At 46.1% G+C, this 22,706-nt stretch carries 21 protein-coding genes; 9 read left to right on the forward strand and 12 right to left on the reverse strand.

Going from position 1 to position 22,706, the window contains the following annotated elements; all coding sequences use genetic code 11:
* Positions 1-219 precede the first annotated feature (219 nt).
* The 3 genes from A5868_RS11995 to A5868_RS12005 form a co-directional block, all read right to left on the reverse strand.
* Complete coding sequence (locus tag A5868_RS11995) at positions 220-2,901, reverse strand: ABC transporter permease (RefSeq protein ID WP_086303355.1); 2,682 nt, start codon at positions 2,899-2,901, stop codon at positions 220-222.
* A 141-nt stretch (positions 2,902-3,042) separates the two neighbouring features.
* Positions 3,043-4,386 (reverse strand): PFL family protein, encoded by a 1,344-nt coding sequence (locus tag A5868_RS12000; protein WP_010779832.1) that lies wholly within the window; start codon positions 4,384-4,386, stop codon positions 3,043-3,045.
* A 12-nt stretch (positions 4,387-4,398) separates the two neighbouring features.
* Positions 4,399-4,668 carry an ACT domain-containing protein gene (locus tag A5868_RS12005; RefSeq protein ID WP_086303354.1) on the reverse strand — a complete coding sequence of 90 codons (270 nt, stop codon included), beginning with the start codon at positions 4,666-4,668 and terminating at the stop codon, positions 4,399-4,401.
* Positions 4,669-4,943: 275 nt separating this feature from the next.
* Here A5868_RS12005 and A5868_RS12010 point away from each other — a divergent pair, with 275 nt between their 5' ends.
* Positions 4,944-5,675, forward strand: coding sequence for an NADPH-dependent oxidoreductase (locus tag A5868_RS12010; RefSeq protein WP_086303353.1), 732 nt, complete (start codon positions 4,944-4,946; stop codon positions 5,673-5,675).
* Positions 5,676-5,690: 15 nt separating this feature from the next.
* On the opposite strand, the gene A5868_RS12015 is transcribed toward A5868_RS12010, so the two are convergent.
* From A5868_RS12015 to A5868_RS12035, 5 genes are all read right to left on the reverse strand, one after another.
* On the reverse strand, positions 5,691-6,434 hold the full coding sequence (locus A5868_RS12015; protein ID WP_010779829.1) for a cyclase family protein: 744 nt from the start codon (positions 6,432-6,434) through the stop codon (positions 5,691-5,693).
* Between the two features lie 162 nt (positions 6,435-6,596).
* Positions 6,597-7,535 (reverse strand): NADP-dependent oxidoreductase, encoded by a 939-nt coding sequence (locus tag A5868_RS12020; protein ID WP_086303352.1) that lies wholly within the window; start codon positions 7,533-7,535, stop codon positions 6,597-6,599.
* Positions 7,536-7,597: 62 nt separating this feature from the next.
* Positions 7,598-7,960: a YbgA family protein gene (locus A5868_RS12025; RefSeq protein ID WP_010779827.1), complete on the reverse strand. Its 363-nt coding sequence runs from the start codon at positions 7,958-7,960 to the stop codon at positions 7,598-7,600.
* Positions 7,961-8,095: 135 nt separating this feature from the next.
* Positions 8,096-8,776 (reverse strand): fructose-6-phosphate aldolase, encoded by a 681-nt coding sequence (locus A5868_RS12030; RefSeq protein ID WP_086303351.1) that lies wholly within the window; start codon positions 8,774-8,776, stop codon positions 8,096-8,098.
* Between the two features lie 160 nt (positions 8,777-8,936).
* Complete coding sequence (locus A5868_RS12035; protein WP_086303350.1) at positions 8,937-9,893, reverse strand: sugar-binding transcriptional regulator; 957 nt, start codon at positions 9,891-9,893, stop codon at positions 8,937-8,939.
* Between the two features lie 126 nt (positions 9,894-10,019).
* On the opposite strand from A5868_RS12035, the gene A5868_RS12040 reads away from it, so the two are divergent.
* The gene (locus A5868_RS12040; protein WP_086303349.1) at positions 10,020-10,496 is read left to right on the forward strand and encodes a YbaK/EbsC family protein; all 477 of its coding nucleotides are present in this window, start codon (positions 10,020-10,022) and stop codon (positions 10,494-10,496) included.
* Between the two features lie 76 nt (positions 10,497-10,572).
* On the opposite strand, the gene A5868_RS12045 is transcribed toward A5868_RS12040, so the two are convergent.
* Positions 10,573-11,223: a B3/B4 domain-containing protein gene (locus A5868_RS12045; RefSeq protein WP_086303348.1), complete on the reverse strand. Its 651-nt coding sequence runs from the start codon at positions 11,221-11,223 to the stop codon at positions 10,573-10,575.
* A gap of 117 nt (positions 11,224-11,340) precedes the next feature.
* Between A5868_RS12045 and A5868_RS12050 the strand changes: the two genes are divergently transcribed.
* Together A5868_RS12050 and A5868_RS12055 are read left to right on the forward strand one after the other, a co-directional pair.
* Complete coding sequence (locus A5868_RS12050) at positions 11,341-12,024, forward strand: metal-dependent hydrolase (RefSeq protein WP_086303347.1); 684 nt, start codon at positions 11,341-11,343, stop codon at positions 12,022-12,024.
* A gap of 111 nt (positions 12,025-12,135) precedes the next feature.
* The gene (locus A5868_RS12055; RefSeq protein WP_010779821.1) at positions 12,136-13,161 is read left to right on the forward strand and encodes a threonine aldolase family protein; all 1,026 of its coding nucleotides are present in this window, start codon (positions 12,136-12,138) and stop codon (positions 13,159-13,161) included.
* Between the two features lie 40 nt (positions 13,162-13,201).
* Here A5868_RS12055 and A5868_RS12060 read toward each other — a convergent pair whose 3' ends face one another.
* A complete protein-coding gene (locus tag A5868_RS12060) occupies positions 13,202-14,761 on the reverse strand; it encodes a PucR family transcriptional regulator (protein ID WP_086303346.1) in 1,560 nt (519 codons plus the stop codon).
* 162 nt (positions 14,762-14,923) lie between these two features.
* A complete protein-coding gene (locus A5868_RS12065) occupies positions 14,924-15,511 on the reverse strand; it encodes an ATP-dependent Clp protease proteolytic subunit (protein ID WP_010779819.1) in 588 nt (195 codons plus the stop codon).
* 266 nt (positions 15,512-15,777) lie between these two features.
* Between A5868_RS12065 and A5868_RS12070 the strand changes: the two genes are divergently transcribed.
* Entirely contained in the window at positions 15,778-17,211 is a 1,434-nt protein-coding gene (locus tag A5868_RS12070) for an amino acid permease (RefSeq protein WP_010779818.1), read from the forward strand.
* 149 nt (positions 17,212-17,360) lie between these two features.
* On the forward strand, positions 17,361-18,059 hold the full coding sequence (locus A5868_RS12075; RefSeq protein WP_010779817.1) for a DUF554 domain-containing protein: 699 nt from the start codon (positions 17,361-17,363) through the stop codon (positions 18,057-18,059).
* Positions 18,060-18,085: 26 nt separating this feature from the next.
* Here the strand turns inward: A5868_RS12075 and A5868_RS12080 are convergent, their stop codons facing one another.
* On the reverse strand, positions 18,086-18,511 hold the full coding sequence (locus A5868_RS12080) for a GNAT family N-acetyltransferase (RefSeq protein WP_010779816.1): 426 nt from the start codon (positions 18,509-18,511) through the stop codon (positions 18,086-18,088).
* Between the two features lie 226 nt (positions 18,512-18,737).
* Here A5868_RS12080 and A5868_RS12085 point away from each other — a divergent pair, with 226 nt between their 5' ends.
* The 3 genes from A5868_RS12085 to pepA all read left to right on the forward strand — a co-directional run bounded on the left by A5868_RS12085 (position 18,738) and on the right by pepA (position 22,142).
* Positions 18,738-20,177, forward strand: a complete 1,440-nt coding sequence (locus A5868_RS12085; protein WP_086303345.1) for an amino acid permease — start codon at positions 18,738-18,740, stop codon at positions 20,175-20,177.
* A gap of 131 nt (positions 20,178-20,308) precedes the next feature.
* The gene (locus A5868_RS12090) at positions 20,309-21,049 is read left to right on the forward strand and encodes a class I SAM-dependent methyltransferase (protein WP_086303344.1); all 741 of its coding nucleotides are present in this window, start codon (positions 20,309-20,311) and stop codon (positions 21,047-21,049) included.
* A 19-nt stretch (positions 21,050-21,068) separates the two neighbouring features.
* Complete coding sequence (pepA, locus tag A5868_RS12095) at positions 21,069-22,142, forward strand: glutamyl aminopeptidase (RefSeq protein WP_086303343.1); 1,074 nt, start codon at positions 21,069-21,071, stop codon at positions 22,140-22,142.
* The last annotated feature ends 564 nt before the right edge of the window (positions 22,143-22,706 follow it).

Below are 22,706 nucleotides of genomic sequence, written 5' to 3' on the forward strand. Positions count from 1 at the left end.
ATGGACTCTCCGGCTCATGAGATAGATAACGGCTATCTGCCGGACCGTGTTACGGTCACTCAAAGGGAGTAATCTTGTTTTCGCCATCAGAAGCTCCCAGCCATGGCTTCTTTCTCTGAGGATGTTCTGAAAAAAGATCGTGTCCTTCTCACTGCATTCTACTATTGATTAAAGCATAGGCGTACAAAAAAAGTTTGTCAACGCTTTTCTCTTTTAGAATCATTCATTTGATTTCAGTGCATCGATCATATTGATATGACGCAGACGGAAATGGGTCGCGACCATGACGATCACGGAGAAGAGGATCGTCAATCCGCCGGAAAGAAGGTACGCACCATAACCGATGACCAGTGGAAACGTGATCGTTTCCATCGAAGCCTGATCCAAAATAAATTTGGTCAAAACAATTCCGAGGCCATAGCCAAATAAAATTCCTAAAATCGTAAATACAAAATTCTCACGGAAAATATACGAGGTGACCTCACGATCGTAAAAGCCTAGTACCTTGATCGTAGACAGTTCTCTGACCCGTTCAGACACATTGATATTGGTTAAATTATATAACACGATGAACGCTAGTAGACCGGATAGAACGACGAAGATCCATACGATCCCGTCAAGATTGCTCATTGATTGCTCCTGTGTCTCAATCTGCGTAGAGATGAATGAGGTATTGGTCACCTGGTCTGAGCGCAGCAAGGTTTCCGACAAGCTTCTTTCTTCCGCCTTTGTCAGCGGTTCATTTTTCAACAAAAAACTATTGGCGGCAAACGCTTTTCCTCGCGCCTGTTGATAATACTCTTTTGAAACATACAAAAAGTTTCCTAAATAATTGTCTGCAATAGCCGCGATCTTCACCTTGAAGGTCTGCTGATCGTCATCATACACGGTCAAGCTATCCCCTTTTTTCAAGTCAAATGATTCTGCCATTTTTTGGGTGATCACCGCACCCTCTTTCGGCAGGGTGAAGGGAGCTCCAGCCTCTTTCAGATGAAGGTAGTCTTTAAATGCTTCACGATTTTCTGGCACCATCATCGTGAGTTTTTGAGTGGCTTGCCCTTTTCGTTTCAATTCGATCGTTTCGTTCAGCGTCGCTAGTTCGCTTTTTACTTTTTTGTTGTCTGATAAAAGCTGTTTCACTTCGTCTTTAGGCGCCTCTTCTTTTAAGGTAACGATCGCATCGTAATCAATGATGGGGCCAAACTGCTTATCGCCCACCGAGCTCAAGGAATCCTTCAGACCAACGCCCGCGACCATCAATGCTGCGCAGCCGGCGATTCCGATCACCGCCATGATCATTCGAGATTTATAGCGAAAAAGATTTCGATAGCTTACTTTTGAGTTAAAGCTCATTCGAGACCAGATCGGCGTGATCCGTTCTAAGAAAATCCGTTTCCCTGGTTTCGGGGCTTTAGGCTGTAATAGCTTCGCAGGTTTTTCATGCAATTCTTTCATTAGAACAAGCAGTGCCGCTCCTAAACTGGCGATCAAAAAGGCGATCGTTGCTTGGATTATCGGGCGCGGCAGATAGAAAACGTCTACGCCCGGGAAATTATACCGATCACTTGAAAGGTCAAAAACCAGACGCGGCAACGTGTGGATACCGATCACACTGCCTAACGCGATACCGATCGTGGCGGCAGACAGCGCGTAAATAATGTATTTGATGGAAATCTCCAAACGTGAATACCCCAACGCCTTCAATGTCCCGATCTCTCTTCGATTTTCTTCTACCATTCGCGTCATGGTAGTGAAGGTGATCAACGCAGCAATAAAGAAGAAAAATACCGGGAACACATTGGCAATGGCTGCGATCCGTTCAGAAAGGTCGCCGTATTCCTGAAATCCGGGATTATCTGACCGCTGCTCGTAGGAATAGCTCGGTGTCGTCAGTTCAGCCAGCTCTTTTTCACTGTCAGAAATTTTTTGCTGTGCAGAAAGTAATTGCCCGCGATTGTCGCTAAGTTCCTTTTGACGCGTCTCGAGTTCTGCTTGTGCTTGAGCCAGTTGAGGGGTCTCACCGGGCATCATCTCCCGTTGCTGCTCTAGTTGTCCTTTGGCTTGATCCAGTTCCCTTTGACCGGCGTCTAGCCTTTCCAGATTCTCCGCCACTTCTGCTTTGCGCGGAAGCAATTCCTTTTCGGCAGCTGCTTTTATTTCTGCAGCACGTTCTTCTGGACGGTCTGCAAAGAGCGTCTCTACCTTTTCAATGTTTTTATCCATCGTGTTTTCGTAGCTTTTGCCGTAAGTCTCTTTTTCTTGGACATTCGCAAAGGAAACATAGAGTACCGATTTGATAGCACTTGAAAAATTCTTCTCAGGCACGTAAGCAAAAAAATCCACGCTTCCGTTCCCGACATTGGAAAGGCCCCGTTCTTCGGTACTGACATAAATGGGCGATTGGACAAAGCCGACGATTTTGAACGTTTTTCGTTTTAATTGATCCGGTTGGTCGATCTGATACGTTTGGTTCAACCGGTAGCCTTCTTCTTTGGCCTTTTCATCCAAAACGATCTCATTTTCCTTTTTCGGCAAATGACCGGACTTTACCTGTAACTGGTTTTGTTTGTTTTCTTCATTATATGAATACAATTTCACCACTTGATTTTTCTTACTATCTGCATAAAAGAGCTGGTGACCACTCTCAACTTTGGCGTCGGGGATCTCTTCTGCCAGCTTGATATCCTCTGCTGTCAAACCGCCCGTAGAAACAATTTGCAGATTTGATAAGTCTTGTTTATCGACATAGCGACTCGCCGAATGATTCAAGATCGGTCCTGTCGCTTTGATTCCTACATATAACAATGTTCCTAATAAAATAATTAAAACGATCGCAATGAAGCGTCCCTTTGAATAAAGGATCTCGCGTAAGCTTGCTTTTAAATAGGTCTTATTTTTCATGTCTGCACTCCCGTTTTTTCATCCCTCTCATTCTAACACAAAACGTTTTCATCTTTGGTGCGTAAAATTCTAAAGGAACACGATAAAAAACGAAGCGCTCGTCGACACACGCTTCGTTTTTTATCGTAGGTAGCTTATTGATTAGTTTTTGAATGAGTGGATCGGTGCCGGGATACGACCGCCGCGAGCGATGAAATCTGTCGAACCTGCTTCGTTGACTGCCATAACAGGTGCTCGTCCAAGCAGTCCGCCAAATTCAACCATTTCCCCAATGTTCTTCCCTTTGGCTGGAATGATTCGAACAGCCGTAGTCTTATGATTGATCACACCGATCGCTGCTTCATCAGCGATCATTGCTGCGATCGTACTCGCTGGTGTCTCTCCAGGAATCGCGATCATGTCCAAGCCTACCGAACAAATAGCTGTCATTGCTTCCAGCTTTTCGATCGTCAATGAGCCGTTGTTGACTGCATCGATCATTCCGGCATCCTCTGAAACAGGGATGAAAGCGCCGGATAATCCACCTACGTGATTGCAGGCCATGACGCCCCCTTTTTTCACCGCATCGTTCAATAACGCTAATGCCGCAGTCGTTCCGTGGGTACCGACTGTTTCTAAGCCCATTTCTTCCAATACGTGAGCAACTGAATCCCCCACGGCCGGTGTCGGTGCTAAAGATAGATCCACGATTCCAAACGGAACATCTAACCGTTCAGAAGCGATTTTTCCAACCATTTGTCCCATACGAGTAATCTTGAAGGCTGTCTGCTTCACCGTCTCAGCCACCACATCAAAGGATTCGCCTTTCACTTTTTCCAATGCCCGTTTCACCACACCCGGTCCGCTGACCCCAACGTTGATGACGCAATCTGCTTCACCGACGCCATGGAAAGCCCCAGCCATGAAAGGATTGTCTTCTACTGCATTGGCAAAGATCACTAATTTGGCACAGCCTAAGTCAGAAGCTGCTGCTGTTTCTTTGACGATTCGTCCTGTATGGGCAACGGCATCCATGTTGATCCCCGCTCTGGTAGAACCGATATTGACAGAAGCACACACAAAGTCTGTCTCTGCTAATGCTTGAGGAATGGAGTCTATCAAGATTTTATCTCCGTGCTGATAGCCCTTTTCCACTAGAGCAGAGAAGCCTCCCAAAAAGTTCACGCCTACAGCCTTCGCCGCCTTATCCAGCGTCTTCGCAAATTTCACGTAATCTGTATCCGGAGTCGCTGCAGCGATGATCCCGATCGGTGTCACAGAGATCCGCTTGTTGATGATGGGAATCCCGTACTCCGCTTCGATCGCCTCGCCGACTTTCACAAGATCCTTTGCTTTTGTTGTGATTTTTTGATAAATCCTTTCACAGGCACGATCGCTGTCGCTATCAATACAGTCTAGTAAAGAAATCCCCATAGTGATCGTCCGTATGTCCAGATTTTCTTCTTCGATCATTCGAATCGTTTCCAGTATTTGATTGGTCTCCACAAAGAGCCCTCCTTATAATTTATGCATCGTGTCAAAAATTTCTTGATTTTGAATACTGATTTTCACACCTAGTGTTGACCCTAATTCATGAAGCTGCTCTCGCGCCCCTTCAAAATCTTTTTCAGCATTGGTCAAATCGACTAACATCATCATTGTAAAAAAATCACCCATGATCGTTTGAGACACATCAAGGATATTGATCTTTTGTTCCGCTAATTTTTGACTGACACCCGCGATGATGCCCACCTTGTCTTTCCCAATAACTGTTACTACGCCACGCATATGCATAACTCCCTTCAGATAATTGTTTCTCATTATAGCACAGTGATGACAAAACGATTAGAAAATTATGAATACAATCAGATTTTTTTACCATAATGTTCGTGTTTTACACATTCGCTTCGGACTTCCTATCGAAAGGGTAGGATCGTATGCGTGGGAAGTCCCGGAGATTCGACGCTCTTAGTCAATGATCGATACAATGTATATGCCCGCCGCTTTTCTCCTTTACTTCTATCGGAGGCAGCATTATGCTGATAAAAAAAGGAGGCTTTTTAATGGAACTTTTTGAAACGATGATCCATCATTCATCCGTTCGATCATTTACCGAAGAAACAGTGTCGCAACCGTTGAAGGAACAATTGCTCTTAGCCGCGCAAAGCGCCAGCAGCTCGAACTTTTTACAGGCCTTCTCTATCATTGAGATCACGGACCCTGAGAAAAGAAAAGCGATCGAGGAAATCGCAAATTTTCCTGTCGATAATGGAACTAACGGCAGCTTGTCTATTTTTGTCGCTGATTTGAACAAACACGCCCAGGTTTTAGCCCGTCACAACGACGCTACGGAACACTTACGAACGATGGAATCGCTAGTTGTCGCGATTGTTGACGCAACATTGGCGGCACAGTCGATGGCTGTGTATGCGGAATCTGTTGGTTTAGGTATCTGCTATGTAGGAGGCATCCGAAACGCCTTGTTCGATATCAAAGAATTGCTGGAGCTGCCTGAATTGACCTACCCCGTCTTCGGGATGTTCATTGGCTACCCTGCTGCAAAAAACGAGGTCAAGCCCCGGATGCCGATTTCTGCGATGCTTGGAACCAACACGTATCGTACAATGACACCGGAGTTGATCGACGCCTATGATGAAACGATGACTGCTTACTATCAAGCACGTCGGACGAATACGCAGGAAAGCAATTGGTCAGACAAAGTACGCCAACACTTCGGCTCCCCGAGACGCGCGGATACCATGGACTTCCTAAAAAAACAAGGCTTCGTTTTTTAAACGAAACCTTGTTTTTTACTCTGCTGGAAGGATCGCAAGTGCGCGAACGTTGAATCCGGGAGCGTCTTTGACTTTTGGTACACCGATGGAGATCGCACCGCCAACTGGAGGAAGCTCTGTCAGACGGTTCAACACTTCGACTTGGAACTTGTCCTGTTTCAGCCAATAAAGCTCGCCGATCAGGCCGCCATTCTTTTTGCAGTCCATCGCGGAATCCGTATCCAATGTTTCATGCCCGATCGCCGTTACTTGCCGTTCTTCGTGCAAGAATTTCAGCGCGTCCAATGACCAGCCCGGCGTATGTGCCTGCCCCTCCGAATCCAGATTGTAAAAGGCGTCGACCTTTTTCCAACGCTTCGACCAGCCGCTGGCAAAAGCGACAAAGCTTTCTGCTGGAATCTTTCCAAAGGCGGCTTCAAAGGAAAGGATATCTTCAACTGTCAAAGAATAATCAGGATTTTCTTCGACTTCTTTTTCTTTATTGATGACGATTAGAGGAAGCAAGAAATCTTTGATCGCCAACTGATCGACAGATTGTCGATGTTCAACAAAATGGACAGGGGCATCGATGTGCGTCCCGTATTGGGTAACAAGCTGGTACTCTTTCGCAAAAAAACCATCTTCCTTCACTGTGACCAATGTTTTTTCCTGCATCGGCTGGAAGGATTGAAAATAAGGGATCTCTCCAGAAATGCTGTGGCTCAAGTCGACCCATCGTTGCTCCTTTAAAAAGGCAATACTCTCTGTGATCTGGCTCATACTATTCCTCCTCGGTATCGTTCTCATTGTATTTTAACGATACCGATAAACAGCACCTCTGTCAAATCCTGTTTCGTTTTCTCTCCGTCTGTTCGTTTTCATAGCGTGCACTAATCAGAAGACACAAAAAAGCTGCGCCATTATTTTGGCGCAGCTTTCGTATTAGTCATTTTTTAAAACGATTTTTCCTTTTGCATGATGCGTCGCACTTAATTCATGCGCGTCTTTTACACCCTCTGCTGTTAAAGGATACGTGTGCCCAACGACACTCTTTACTTTTCCTTCAGCCATTAGATCAGCGATTTCTTGCAGCTGTTCTCCATCTGGCTTCAACCAGATGCTTTCTGCCACAGCGATCGTCTTCGCTAACTCTTCATCGGGTTGGCTCACGATCGAGATCAGACGACCGTTTTCCTTCAATACGTTGAAGCTGTCCGCTTGAACATCGCCGCCCATTGTATCAAAGACCAAATCGATGTCTTCCAGCACTTCTGAAAAATCAGTAGTATGATAATCGATCGTTTGATCGGCCCCTAATTCCTTCAGCAAGGCATGATTTTTTTCACTCGCTGTAGTGATGACTGTTGCACCAGCATTCTTAGCTAACTGAATCGCGTAGATCCCGACACCGCCAGCACCTGCATGGATCAAGACTTTTTCCCCTGCTTTTAGTTTTCCGTGGGTGAAAAGTGCTTGATACGCCGTTAATCCTGCTAAAGGCACCGCTGCTGCATCTTCAAAAGAAACGGCAGCCGGTTTGTTTGCCAATAGATGATCGTCTACGATCGCATAATCGGCATATGTACCAAAGCGTGTTGTTTCAGGGCGCGCGAAAACTTCTTGACCTACGTGCCAGTCCTTCACTGCTGAACCGACTTCCGCGATTTCTCCGGCTACATCCCAGCCTAAAATAATCGGAAATTCCCAAGGCATCATTTGCGCCAAGTATCCTTCACGCAGCTTCCAGTCAATCGGATTGACCGATGTTGCTTTTACCCTTACCAATACTTGATGCTCGCCCAATTCAGGCAAAGTGACGGTGCTTTCTTTTAATTGGTCTGCATGACCATATTCTTCTATTACAATTGCACGTGTATCCATTCGTACATCCCTCCATATCGGTTCATTATAAATATCCTGTCTGAAAATCGGAAACGATTTGCTTAGTCGAATAAGTGCCCGTCTAAAAGATACGCTGATTGATACGTTTCAGCTAATTTTTTTAAGTAGGGCAATGCGTGGTCTTCTGTTTCGGTCATCTGCTCCAGCAAAAGAAAAAACTGTGCTCTTTCCTCTGGTGTGGCGGTCTTCTTGAAATAACCCCAGACGTGTTCATACGCATTTCGTTGTGCTTTCAAGTCAACAGGCATCTTTTTCACCCGTTCCAAATGCTGATAAAATTCTTCCGTCTTTTCCTCTGACCAGTGATTACCGGAAAAAAGCTGACGCAAGGCAAGGTACTCTTTTTGCGAACGCGCCATAACGAAATATTTCCACTGTGCCCATTCTTTTTGGATCTCCTGCATCTTTCTCACCTCTTCTTTAGCTTACCACCCACTGAGGACCTTATTGAAGAAAAAGGCTTGGACCTTCCTTCACCGATCACACCTACCAAAAAAAGACTGCAGACACCTGTGGGTCTACAGTCCAAAATCATTGAATTATAAATCAGCGATCGTGGTTCCTTCACCAAAGATGGCTTCCCAATCTCCTGTAAAATCAGTCACCGCTTGTGCGATAGACGGCATTGCGAAGGCTTGCTGGATAATATCCACTCCCATTGTCGCTGCATGACTGCCATTTTCTAGAGCTGCGTTGACTTGCCCAACATTTTTGAAGCTGGCTGCTAAAATTTTTGTATCGCTCTCTGTCCGGGCGATCTCTTCCGCCATTTCGACTATCGCTTCCCGAGGATCGATATTCAGATTTTCCATGCGATTGAAGTAAGGGGCGATGTAATCTGCACCGGCCGCAATTGCCAAGTAGGCTTGAAATTTCGTATAGATAGCCGTGGCGGTGACGTTGACTCCGCGCCGTTTCAGCTCCTTGATCGCCTTCAACCCAGGCTCGTTTACAGGGACCTTGATAAAGACCTTTTGATCGATATTCGCTAAAATCGTTTCAGCGTCCTTGATGATGCCCTCGTAATCCGTCGCGACGACCTGCACGTGCAGTGAACGATGATCCCCGATGATGCCGCGAATGTCTTTCATATGCTGGAAGAAATCGATCTTCCCTTCTTTTTTGACGATCGAGGGATTCGACGTCACACCCGCAATTGGTAAAAATTCGGCAAATTCTTTTATTGCAGCAAGATTGGCTGTATCTAGCATAAATTCCATGTTGAGAACGCTCCTTTGTTTTTTCTATAGGACAAGCATAGCATCTCGCTGACGATTTTTCTGCCTTCTCCCGACAAAAAAAGCGAAAAGCGTTCTACCACGCCCTTCGCTGAAAAATATTCCTTAACGATCGCACAAATGTGCACTTTTTTTTAAAAAACTACTTTCGTTGATTTAGTCGTAAAATTTCCTTAGCCGTCTCTTGATCGGTGATCAGCGTTTTAAGGGACCCTTTTTTCAGCAGCGGCACGATCGAGCGGGCCTTCGTGACCCCTCGGGCGATCCCTACAGACTGCGGCACATCAGCCAATGTCTCTAAGGAAATGCCGATGGTTCGCTGATTCAAGGAACCATTCAAAAGCTTCCCATCGCTGTCATAAAACCGGCAGCAGCAATCCCCCACCGCTTCTCTTAATTTCAGCTCTTCAAAATCTTCAGCAGACAGCAAATCTCGCCATTGACTCTTTTGATAGCTCAGAGGACCGCCGACACCGACGATCACCAGATCCAGACGTTTCCAGTAGTCTCGCAACTCATGAAAGTATTTTGAATGAACGATCCCCTCCGCGAGTTCCTTGGTTTCTTGGATCACTGTCGCATTGACAAACAGGCTGTGCCCGTTTAACTTTCGGGCCAATTCGTAGACAAGGGTATTCACATGGTAGCGGGAATTGATATGACTGGGGCCGCCCACCACTGGAACGACCGAGACATTGGACAGCTGCTTGGGATCAATGGCATTGACCGCTCTGCCGACACTAGCGCCCCAAGACAGACCGATCACCAGCTCATCCGTTAGCTGCCGACGAATCCAAGCACCCGCGGCTTCCGCCAGTGCTTCCTCTTTGGCCTCTTCACTGGCATCGTTATCTGTCGGAACCAGCTCCACCGCAGTTAAGCCAAAGGTCTGCTTCAGTTGCTCCTCCAGCTCGAACAAGCTCGCGTCAAAATGGTTGATCTTGATCTCCACGATGCCTTCTGCTTTTGCCTGACTCAGCATGCGGCTGACGGTCGTCCGATAGATCGCCAGCTCTTTAGCGATCTGTGCTTGTGTTAATTCTTGTTCATAATACATATAAGCAATTTTAGCTAATAATTTCTTTTTATCTTCTTTCATATCGATTCCTCCGTGAAAGCTCTTCTTTTATTCTACCAAAATATGATTTACTGTGTTCGGTAAAGCGTGTATCATTAATAATTAACAAAATAAACAGTATCAATTGGCTTTTAAGGAGGAAACTGAATGTCTGTTAAAACGGTAAAAGCGTATTTTTCTCATTATGGGATAGCTGATCGCATCCAAGAATTCCCAGTCTCCAGCGCAACCGTCGAGCTGGCGGCACAGGCGCTGGACTGCGCCCCTGAACGTATCGCCAAAACCTTGTCTTTTAAATTGAAAAAGGCAGGAGACAGTCTTCTGATCGTCACGGCTGGCGACGCGAAGATCGACAATGTAAAGTACAAGGCGATGTTCGGCGAACGGGCCTTGATGCTGAAGGCGGACGAAGTAGAAGCAACGATCGGGCATCCTGTCGGCGGTGTTTGTCCTTTCGGGATCAATCCAGGCATCCGCGTGTATCTGGACGAATCCTTGAAGCGCTTCGACAGTGTCTATCCCGCATGCGGCAGTGCAAACAACGCCATTGAATTGACGATCCCAGAGCTGGAAAACTACACACAGTTCACGCAATGGGTCGATGTCTGCAAAAATTGGGAATAAGAAAAAGGCGCGTGGCAAACAGCTTGTCACGCGCCTTTTTCTTCGGATACAGTTACTCTTTGCTTTCAGAAGTTTTTTAGATACACCCTTGTTCCAGCACTTGGCAATCCGTCAATATCGTTTCTAAAACTCTTTTTACCTCTGCTTGGTCAACGACCGCTTCCCCGCCAAACTGGTAGCCTACCACCAACGCCCGTGTCGTCTCCTCACAGATCATTCCTCGGGTCGCGTCTGCTGTCGGACTGCCAAAGGGGCCTTCTTCATCCGTCAGCACCAGTAAATTTTCGATATTCACGGATTTATTTCCGATCCCTGCATAGCGTGCCTCCGCGGGTCCTACTGTTAAGCAGATCGGCTCTGTGACCTTATCAAGATCGTACGAACCAAAGGGCACCTTCCATTTTAAGGAAAAATAATTGTTTACATCTACCAATCCGTTGATTTGATACAGGCCCTTTTGCTGAACGACTCGTCGCCACAAGCTGTCAGAGGACGGTCTGAAGCGGGCGGGGTCTTTTCCTAACTGTCGATAGACCTTCTTTGCAGCAATGATCTGCGGATCTTCCTTGATCGTATCCGTCGAATCCTCGGCTTCGATCGTCTGGATCAACGGCGTGAGCAATTCCTGCCACACCTGTTCATTATAGGCCTCGTTTTTAAATCTGATCACGCTATAGGCCAGTGATACGCCCTGCGCCTGTACCTTCGAATCCATTGTCAGCTTCATACGTTTCCCTCCATAGTCGCTTTTCTTCTAGTTTAAACGATTTCATTGGAAAGCAAAAGCTTACTTATAATAGAGGGACTTCGTTATAATGGAGAGGTATAAAGAGGAGGAAGCAGAATGAAACTCACGTATCATGGTCACTCTGTCTTATCCATCGTTATGGAGGATGGACAAAAATTATTGTTTGATCCGTTTATCACAGGAAATTCATTGACCGACTTAGACGCAGAGGATGTAACAGCCGATTGGATCTTGGTTACCCACGGACACAGCGATCACATCGGCGACATGGTGCCGATCGCAAAGCGCAACGACGCCACCATCATCAGTATCGTGGAGATCTGTACGTTTGCTGAAAAGAACGGGGTGAAAAAGACACACGGAATGAATATTGGCGGGAAATTTGATTTTCCCTTTGGCCGCGTCAAGATGGTCCACGCTCAACATAGCTCAGGCTATGAGGTGGACGGTCAGACCCTCTACATGGGGGAACCCGCGGGATTTATTGTACAGGCAGAAGGAAAAACGATCTATCATGCCGGCGATACCTCGAATTTTGGCGACATGGCACTATTTGGTGACGCCTTTGATATCGACGTGGCCTTCTTGCCGATCGGCGATAATTTCACGATGGGCCCTCACGAAGCGGCGAGTGCAGCGAAACGATTGAAAGCCAAGCAAGTCGTACCGATCCACTACAATACATTCCCAGTCATCAAACAAGACCCCGAAGCCTTCGTCAAGCTATTGCCGGAGAATGTCGGTAAAGTCATGGCAGTCGGTGAGACTCTCGAGCTTTAAGCGACTGGCTCCTAACGCGTATGGACGAGCAACGTCCATGCGTTTTTTTGTTTTCGCAGCCAAAGATTCTGATACAATGAAAGAGACTACGAGAAGCCGAAAGGAGTTTTTATGTTAAATTTTGAAAGTGATTATCTAGAGGGTGCCCATGAACAGATCTTGCAGCGAATGATCGAGACGAACAATGAAAAATTAAGCGGGTACGGGCGGGACAAATACTCTGCCTCTGCAGTGGAGAAAATCCGACAGGCCTGTCTTTGCCCTGAAGCCGATGTCCAATTTATCGCTGGTGGAACGATGACCAATGCCTTAGTCATCGCCTCTTTACTGAAAAAAATTGAAGGCGTCATCGCGGCAGAGACCGGTCATATCACGACACATGAGACAGGTGCGATCGAATTTACAGGCCACAAGGTGCTGAGTCTTCCTCAGACTGACGGGAAAATATCCGCAGCGCAAATCCGCACCTTGCTTGAAAACTTTTGGAGAGATGACAATCGGGAATTCATGGTTTTCCCTGGCATGGTCTATCTCTCCCACCCAACCGAGTATGGCACGTTGTACTCAAAGGACGAATTGGCAGCTATCTCTGGGGTTTGCCGTGAATACAACATCCCGCTCTTTTTAGACGGCGCTCGTTTAGGCTACGGACTTGCTAGTCCGGCGTCTGATTTGACCTTGCCGCTGATCGCAGAATACTGCGACGTCTTCTATATCGGCGGAACCAAAGTCGGTGCTCTTTTAGGCGAGGCCATCGTCTTCACGAAAAATAATTTGCCGGAATACTTTGTCGCCCACATGAAACAGCAAGGTGCGCTGTTGGCCAAAGGACGCCTGCTGGGGCTGCAATTCGATACGCTCTTCACGGATCAATTGTATTTCAAGATCAGTGAACACGCGATCGCCATGGCGATGCTGCTGAAACAAGGATTGGCTGAAAAGCAGTACCGCTTCTACTTGGACTCTCCTACGAATCAACAATTCATCATTTTGGAAAACAAGCAAATGGAAGAGCTGAAGAAGTCTGTCGCTTTCAGTTTCTGGGAAGCCTACGACGACAGCCACACCGTGATTCGTTTCGCAACGAGCTGGGCGACCGAAGAAGCCGATGTCCGTGCGCTAGTAGCTTTACTATAAAAAAAGAAGCGTTTCGATCAACGATCGAGCCGCTTCTTTTTTATAAACCAATCAGCCGCAGTGTCAAACAAGCGACATAACATTCGTAGCTCTCAGAAAAGCGCATGACGTTATAGCCTAACGCTTCACTGATTTTTTTGATTCGGTATTTCACCGTGTTCTTGTGGATAAACAATTGCTCGCTGCACACTTGGAAGTCTGCTCCTGCATCCAGTAAAAAGCTGCACAGGGTCGTTAGCTGTTCTTTGCTGTCCATGATCGGACCAAGCACATTCAAGGTTTCTTCGATCTCAGCCTCGCCTGCCTGGATCAGCTTACTCGCATAAGCAACTTGCCGGATCTCACTGATTGAAAAACTCTTTTTCCCGTGAAACAGCTTCGGCAGTTGCAGCCCCACTCGATTGACTAGCTGATAGGTGGCACGAACATCTGCTGTATTTCGCAGTCGCGGGCACAAAACGATGCTGTCGATCATCTCTTGGTACGGGCTGTTCTCGACATACACGCCGCCCAATTCCAACTCAGAATCATTGTGGCAGTAATCTCCCAGCAGCACGATCAATTGATCGTCTATCAATTGGGCGACACACGTTCCATAAAATTTAGATGCATAGGACAGGATGTCCTGCTTCAAGGCCTTCTCTTCCCTCAGATCATTCAGTTGCAGCAGCCACATCAATCCGATCCCCTTGACGTCGATCTTCAAATGATTCGCCAAGCGATACATCTTTTCACTTTCATCATTCAAAATGGCCCGTATCAAGGCATATTCACTGATCTCTCCGTGTTTTTTCCCCCACAAGTTCATCGCGACCTGCAACAGCTCGACAGATTGACCGCACTCAAATTCTGTTAACAGCTCGTGCTCCTTCAACAAATAAAAACGCAGCAATCCATTTTCCTTGTGGTAGAGCTCCTTGTAAAAGATCGAGAATTCATCTTTTGAGACTTGATCGCCGTCCTCTAGGGCAACGCGCCTCACCAGCCGCTCCAGATCTGTTGAAGAGTTCCGCGGCCATTTGACCTGATGGATCCTTTCGTTATCAGGATTCATCAGTAAAATGTTGATCCGCAAAAAATCAGAGAGCAGCTTCAGCGTTACTTCTACATTGCGCAGATGCTCTGGCAGCAGCGAGGCCTTTTCCAGCACTTCATTCACGATATTCTCGGTCGTTCGTTCCTTCAGTATCGCGGCTGTCGCCTCTACGATCACTTCACTGTAACGAATCTGGTTTTGATTTTTAGGCATTTGGATAATGACGAAGTCCAAGTCCTCCGCCCTGTTGATGACCTCTGAGGACAGTCTTGGGACCACGATCCCCACATAATAGAGAATGATCCCTAAGCCGCCCATTTTGTGCAGCTGTTGGATCGTCTCACATTGCTTTGCCACGTCGTCTTTGATGTTGAAAAAAGAAGTCAAGGCCAGCTCGCCTGAGTGGTACTCGTTGGTCTCAAATACTGGCAGGTAGTCGTCCATATCTGAAATATCTAAAAAAGACAGCGATGTGACTGTTTGGTTCAAACAATTTTGCCCACTCATTAATTGAGCATCGCGCAATGAAGGCAATCCTAGTAACTCTTTTAATTTCGCTCCCAAAACCTCTTCCTCCTTAAAATTTTCACATCAAATTTTATTTTTCTTCTAACCTTATCAGATTCACTTTTTCTTGTCTATCCATTTTTCTTCAAAAATAACCGATTTTCTCTATTTAAAAGCAAAAAAAGAGACGGGGTTTTCCCATCTCTGTTTACTCATTGATTATTTTACAGCTGAATCGGATTCGACGATTTTTCCAACGATGCCGTAGTCCTTTGCTTCTTCCGCAGAAAGCCAGAAATTACGATCGGTGTCTTTTTCGATCTTTTCCAATGTTTGGCCTGTCGCTTTGGCGATCAGTTTGTTTACGCGTTTGCGCATACGCAAGATCTCTTTGGCTTCGATTTGGATCTCTGTCGATTGCCCTTGGACGCCGCCTGCCGGCTGATGGATCATGTAGCGTGTATTCGGCAAGCTGTAGCGGTCTTTTTTATCCGCAGCCAAATAAATCGTGATTCCTGCACTGGCTACCCAGCCGGTCCCGATCATTTTTACTTTTGGTTTGATGAAACGGATCACATCATGAATCGTGTCGCCAGATTCTACATGTCCTCCTTGGCTGTTGATGAACATCGTGATGGGCTCATCATTGATCGCAGACAGATACAGCAACTGTTCTGTCACGGCTTTTGCCAAGTCTTGGGTGATCTCACCATAAATCAAAATCGTACGTTGCTTCAATAATTTTAACATCATCGGATTTTTTTCTTCCGATTTTTCCATTTCTTCTTCGGCTAAAAATTCATTCATTGAAACGCCCTCCTTTTCTTCTAGGTCCAGTATAGCCAATATGATCAGGATTGAACAGAAAGAGCCTTTGATCAGACACTTCTATCCTAGAAACGAATCTATGCTAAACTACTAAAAAAAGCAGTTTTTACTCGCTTATTTCCCTCTTTTATGGGATGATAGATCGTATTTTGCGAACAGAAAGGGGACCATCGTGACTTATCGAAACAAGCCGCCGTCATGGACTGCTCTGCTGAAATAATTTTATCTAAAGGAGAGCATGTTACATGATCGAGGAAAAGAAAAGCTTTATCTCATGGCCAGTGCTTGCCATGATGTCGTTTGTTACTGTCATCGGATTTGATGATATTATTTATAACTTTGCCAATCAAGGGCTGGGAGTCATCACCTCTTGGATTATTTTATTGCTATTATATGTCATTCCTTACTCATTGATGGTGGGGCAATTAGGATCGGTCTTCAATCATGAAGGCGGCGGACTGACCTCGTGGGTGCGAGGAACCAGCGGCGATCGTTTGGGGTATTTCACGGCTTGGACGTATTGGGCAGCGTCGATCCCCTATGTCGTCGATACGGCCAACGCGGTCGTGGTAGGCTTTGGCTGGCTGGTCAACGGCAATGATTCCATGGAGGACAAAATGTCCAATTCCATGTTTGCGCTATTGACCTTCTGTGTCTTTTTAGCCTTTATTTTCTTGCAGCGCCACTTCAAAAAATCATTGGAAGTATTGAGTACATTAGGCGGCGGTGCGATGTTCATCATGGCGCTCTTGTTCGTCTTTATGACCTTTGCGTCCTTATTTATGCCGAACGGTCACATTGAAACACAGCCGATGAATCTAGGGGCACTCATCCCTAAATTTGATCTTCATTATTTGACGACGATCGGCCTGCTGATCTATGCCATCAACGGCGCTGAGCTGGTGGCCCCCTTCGTCACACGCATGAAAAAGCCGCAAAAGGAATTTCCGAAGGCCATGATCATGCTGACGGTCATGACGATCTTCTTGACCGTCTTCGGGTCCTTCTCACTGGGTGTTTTCTTCAATGCCCATCATTTACCGGGAAATCTGAAGATGAATGGTTCCTATTATGCGTTTCAGCGCTTGGGTGAATTCTTTCATTTAGGAAATACGCTGATGTACGTCTTTGCGGTGACGCAAATCATTTATATGTGCGCCTTGCTGGCTGTCTTATTGGACGCCATGACTCGGATGCTCATCTCGGATACGGGAAAACAATTCATGCCGAAAAAACTGACGAAATTAAACGATGAAGGCCTGCCGATCAATGGCTACATTTTAACGACTGCCTTGAGTGCCTTCATTTTATTATTAGGCGTCTTTCTTCCTGAGATGAACGACATTTTCAATTGGCTGTTGAACCTGAACGGGATCATCTCCCCAGGTGTGACTTGCTGGATCTTCTATGCCTTCATTCGAATTCGCTTAGACAGCCGCAAGTTCCAATCGGAGTATGTCTTCATTAAAAACGATCGAATGGCCGTCTTCGTCGGCGGCTGGTGCTTAGTGGTCACGATCATCGCCACCTTATTTGGTGTTTTGCCCCAGGATGCGCCTTACGGTTCACGCCTCTTCTGGCATGAACTGATCATCAACATTGTCGGGATCGCCGTGCTGATCGGTCTAGGCTTCATTATGCCTGCCTTGGCAAAACGGGAACGAGAAAAAGCGGTTTAGTTAGATCCTTATTCGCTTCAAGACTGTGTCTCCAACGAAGACACAGTCTTTTTTTCTGCCTATTCAAAAAGAAGCGCGCTCGTGGTAAGATGATTTCTAAACATGCTTTCATATTTTTTTAATCGAAATCATAGAAATGGGTGAATACTATGTTGTTGGGGTCAATAGTGAACTGTCTCGCTATCATCGCAGGAAGTTTTTCGGGCATCGTCCTGCGAAATATCACTGAGCAGACGAAAGATACTGTCACAAAGGGGATTTCCTTGGGCGTCGTCGCTTTGGCGATCCAAATGTCGATGCAAGCGAGTTCCTTTATCGTGATCATTATCAGTATTTGTCTCGGAGGAATGATCGGAGAATTTTTAAAAATCGAAGACTCCATGACTCGTTTAGGGTTATTTTTGGAAAATCGCTTTGCTCGCGGCAACAGTAATTTCGCGGAGGGCTTCGTTACTGCGACGTTGATCTACGTGATCGGATCGATGGGGATCATCGGGGCGATCGAGAGCGGCGTTACCGGCAGCCACCAGACCCTCTTCACAAAAGCGGTGATGGATGGCTTCATGTCGATCATGCTCACGGCTTCTTTGGGGATCGGCGTCCTATTCTCCGCTTTTCCCGTGCTGCTCTATCAAGGGGCGATCACGATTTTTGCCAGTGTGATCGTTCGCTACCTACCGAAGGAATTATTAGACAGCTTGATGAACGAGATCAGCGCGATCGGCGGATTGATGATCCTAGCGATCGGCTTGAATGTCATGAAGCTGACAAAAATCCGTGTCTCTAATTATTTGCCGGGGATTTTAGTCCTGATCGCTATCTTAGTGGTTCAATATTATTACTTTTAACAAAAAACAGATGAGGGTCTCCGCCCTCACCTGTTTATTTTTTTGGCCAAATAATATTTTGTCGTTCCCATCATCGGTACATCTGCCAACTCTCCAAAGACCTCATAGCCGTGCTTCAAATAGAAGCCCAGTGCTTGATAGGCTTTGGTGGTCAGCGTGAGGGTCTTCACGTCTTCCTCCACCGCCCACGCTTCCATCGCTTGGATCAATTTTGACCCCATACCTGATTTCTGCTGGCCTTCCTCAACACCCAACAACGAAATATGCAGGGTGTCGTATTGCCGTTTCCCGACGATCCCGCCGGTCAGCCTGCCTGCCGCCCATGCACCAAAGGCGATTTCCTGCTCCTTGTCCTCTGGCAATCGATCGGCAAATACGCCTTCGTGCTGCTGCTCAAAAACGCGATCCAATAGCGGGAGCAAGGTGTCCCTGTCACTTTGTTTGATCTCCAATCTATTCACTCCCTTTTCAAATCGTCTTTCTATCAAAAGCTATTCTATCATTTTTCTGCAAAAAGACAAAAATGACATGAAAATGAGGAAGAAAAAAATTCGTCATTAGAATTCTATAAAATCAGCTATTTTTAAGTGATCTTTCTTTATACTTAATAACATAGATGAAAGCGCTTTATATATTGTGTTGTTAATTGTTACTTTTTATGGGAAGGGAAGAAAAATAATGGCTGATAAAAAAATTCGATGGTTCACTGTTTCCATGATCGCTTTCAGTATGGTTTGGGGCTTTGGGAATGTAGTCAATAATTACGCGCAGCAGGGCATCTCTGTCGTGGTTTCTTGGATATTGATCATGCTGCTCTATTTTGTTCCGTACGCCTTGATCGTTGGACAATTGGGCTCTACCTTTAAAACCAGCTCCGGCGGGGTCAGCTCCTGGGTCAAGGAAACCACCGGCAAACGGAAGGTGGCCTATTATGCTGCCTGGACCTATTGGGTCGTGCATATCACCTATCTGGCTCAAAAGCCGCAATCGGTACTGATCGCTCTTGGCTGGGTCTTCAAACGAAATGGGGAAGTTGCCACGAATATGAGTGTGCAAGTCGTCGCCATTATTTCATTGATCATTTTTCTGATCTTCCTCTTTCTTTCTACCAAAGGCTTGACGACGCTGAAGGTCATTGGAAGTGTCGCCGGCTCTGGGATGCTGATCATGTCGATTTTGTTCATCCTGTTGGCGGTGGTCGTTCCTTTTATCGATCCGGCGTTCAAAGTCGCCACGCCAAATATGGGGGATGTTCAGACCTACATTCCAAACTTCAACTTGAATTATTTCGCGACGATCTCCATGCTGGTCTTCGCGGTCGGCGGTGCGGAAAAGATCTCGCCGTATGTCAATTCCATTGACCGTCCGACAAAAAACTTTCCAAAAGCGATGATTTTTATGGCCACTATGATCGGCCTGAGTGCTGTCCTTGGCTCCGTAGCAATGGGAATGCTTTTTGACAGCAACAACATTCCAGATGATTTGATGGCCAATGGTGCTTACAGCGCCTTCCAAATTTTAGGAAATCATCTAGGTGTCGGCAATCTTCTGATGATCATTTATGGCTTGGCTCAAACCGCGGTGCAATCCTCCGCCTTGGCCTTCTCGATCGACGCGCCGCTGAAGATCCTCCTTTCAGACGCTGACCCTGAGTATGTTCCACAATGGCTTCGCAAACGCAATCAGAAAGGAACGTTGGTCAACGGCTACTTGCTGACGGGGATTCTGGTGAGCATCATCATTATCCTACCGATCTTCGGGATCAAGAGTATGAGTATCTTGGTGCAATGGTTGACCAATCTGAATTCCATCGTGATGCCGATGCGTTACATCTGGGTCTTCTTCGCCTACATGATGCTGAACGCGCAATACAAAAAATTTCATTCGGAATACAAATTTATCAAAAATCCGAAGCTCGGTTTCGCCGTTGGTTTCTGGTGTTTTGGCTTTACCATCCTCGCCTGTATCTTAGGGATGCTGCCGAAAGTCGATTATGCAGCCGATCCTAGTTCTTGGATGTTCCAGCTCGTCTCCAATATCGTGACGCCGATCGTCTTGATCCTGTTGGGGATGATCTTACCAATGATCGCCAAACGCGAGCAGCAGAAAGTGTTGTAAATCTGCACGCCTGACATCTCCGCCGTTTTCTGCTGAAGAAGCGGCTGGAGATGTTTTTGGTTCGTTCAAATGTTCATTCATTTTTTAACAGTGTATACTGGATACAATCGTTTCTTAGAAAGAAGGTTCTTATGTCTGATTATTTAAACGAGCTCGAAGTATTTTGGGATGAATTTGCCGAAGAGTATGAAGTAATTCAACAAGAATCCATATTTCCGATCGCCGAAGAGCTGCGGGATTTTTTATTGGAACAAGCACTGCTTCCCTGCCAATCGCTGGTAGACTTGGCTGGCGGGTCAGGTCGTTATCTGCCTTCCCTGCAAAAATACGCGGCGCACTATGACCTCGTAGACCTTTCTGGGGAAATGCTGAAGATGGCTGCGGACAAAGCTGGTGAAAATGTTCAGTTGATCAAGCAAGATCAAGCAACGTTTTTGCGTCAGAACAAACAGCTTTATGACATTGCTTTTTCTGCGATGAATCCCGCTTTGCAGACAAAAGCAGAATTATTGGATTTCTGCCAAGCTAGTAAAGATTGGTGTCTAATTCTGCGGGTCGTAAAAGACGAAGATCAGCTCTTCTCTCCCTACGAGGAAAAGAATCCTGATTTGTTATTAAACGAACGCTATAAGGACTTTTTGGCCGCGCGCAACCTTTACTACCGAACAAAACGCTTTTCCTATACTAGTCGCGAAACCGTCAGCCGTGAATTTTTCCAAGACTATTTTGCGGATGATTTCTCTACAGAAGCCTTGGCGGAAATCACGCAAAAGACCTTTGGCGACGAGAACGAACGTGTAAATCAGCAATTCTTGGATTTTGAATTGATTTATTTTCAGGTACCAAAGGCTTATAATGAGAACGGATTTTAACTTTTGAGGAGGACCATTGATGGAAGAAAAAACATTTCAACGAATCAAAGAATTAACCGAGCTGCAGGGAACCAGCGGCTTTGAGGAAGATATTCGCAGTTACATGCGTGACGCTATCACACCCTTGGTGGATGATGTGCAGCAAGATGGTTTGGGCGGTATTTTCGGTCTGCGCCAAGCGGATGAAAGCAAACCACGTGTAATGGTGGCAGCGCATATGGACGAAGTCGGCTTCATGCTGACAGAGATCACGCCCCGGGGATTATTTAAAGTCGTGCCATTGGGCGGCTGGAATCCTTATGTGGTTTCTGCGCAACGCTTTACCTTAAAAACTGCTAAAGGCAATTATCCATGTATCTCTTCTTCCGTGCCGCCGCATTTATTACGGGGAACCAGCGGACAAGGTCAAATTAAAGTTGAAGATATTTTATTTGATGCCGGCTTTGAATCAAAAGATGAAGCCTTGACTTACGGTGTTTTGCCAGGCGATACGATCGTTCCGCAAACCGAAACAGTCAAGACCGCAAATGGCAAAAATATTATCAGTAAAGCCTGGGATAACCGTTATGGCTGTACTGTTGTGCTGGAAGCTTTGGAAGCTCTACAAAAAGAAACATTGGATTATACCTTGATCGCTGGCGCCAACGTTCAAGAAGAAGTCGGCCTGCGCGGGGCAAAACCTGCCGTGACAAAATTCCAACCCGATCTATTCTTCGCGGTGGACTGCTCTGCGGCGGATGATTTAGTGACAACCAATGGCACCTTCGGACATTTAGGGGAAGGCACGCTCTTGCGTATCCAAGATCCCGGCATGATCCTGCTGCCACGCTTACGGGAATATTTATTGGATACTGCCGAAACTCACAACATCCCTTACCAATACTTTGTTTCTAAAGGCGGAACTGATGCCGGTGCTGCGCATACTGCGAATGAAGGCATTCCAAGTACCGTGATCGGTGTTTGCGGACGCTATATCCATACCCACCAAACGATGTTCAGCATCGCTGATTTTGATGCCGCTCGAGAAATGCTGATCCACGTTTTAAAAGGCTTGGACGAAAGCACGATCAAAACGATCGTCGCTGGCAACTAACCGCTTAATAAAAAATAAATATCTATGGAAAAGCGCCTACACCAAGGCCAGCCTCTGCTTCGCTCCATGCGCGATCCAGACAAGACAGCATAAATCTTGCAATTGAAATTGATTTCCGTTAGGATTTAAACATATTAATAACTCCTTAGGGGAGTAACCGGCAACGTTGTTGTTGTGATATCAACAGTAAGTTAACCAGCGATGGTTTTCTGGTATCGTATGAAATGGTGAGACCTAAGACAAGTTTAAACACTTGCCTTGGGTCTCTTTTTTTTGCGAGTTCCACTTCGTACTTCAGTACGCTAGTGGAATCGTATGCGCAACGAAGATAGATTCATTTTTCACGGTTCTAGAAAAATGATCCCCTTAGCCAGAGCTAGCTGTCAGTTTTTCTTCACGCTTTGTCAGTTCTACTTCCTGCTTCAGCAGGTTAGTAGAATGATATATCTTCGAAAGTCCCGATAAATTCTTCTAAGAATTTATCAACATAATTTTAGAAGAAGATTCGCGTGATTAGAAAAATGATAGGCGTACGAAAATAAGGTCATTTTTTCGCTCTTTGAA

The sequence above is a fragment of the Enterococcus sp. 12F9_DIV0723 genome, from assembly GCF_002174375.1.
GTDB lineage: Bacteria > Bacillota > Bacilli > Lactobacillales > Enterococcaceae > Enterococcus_A > Enterococcus_A gilvus.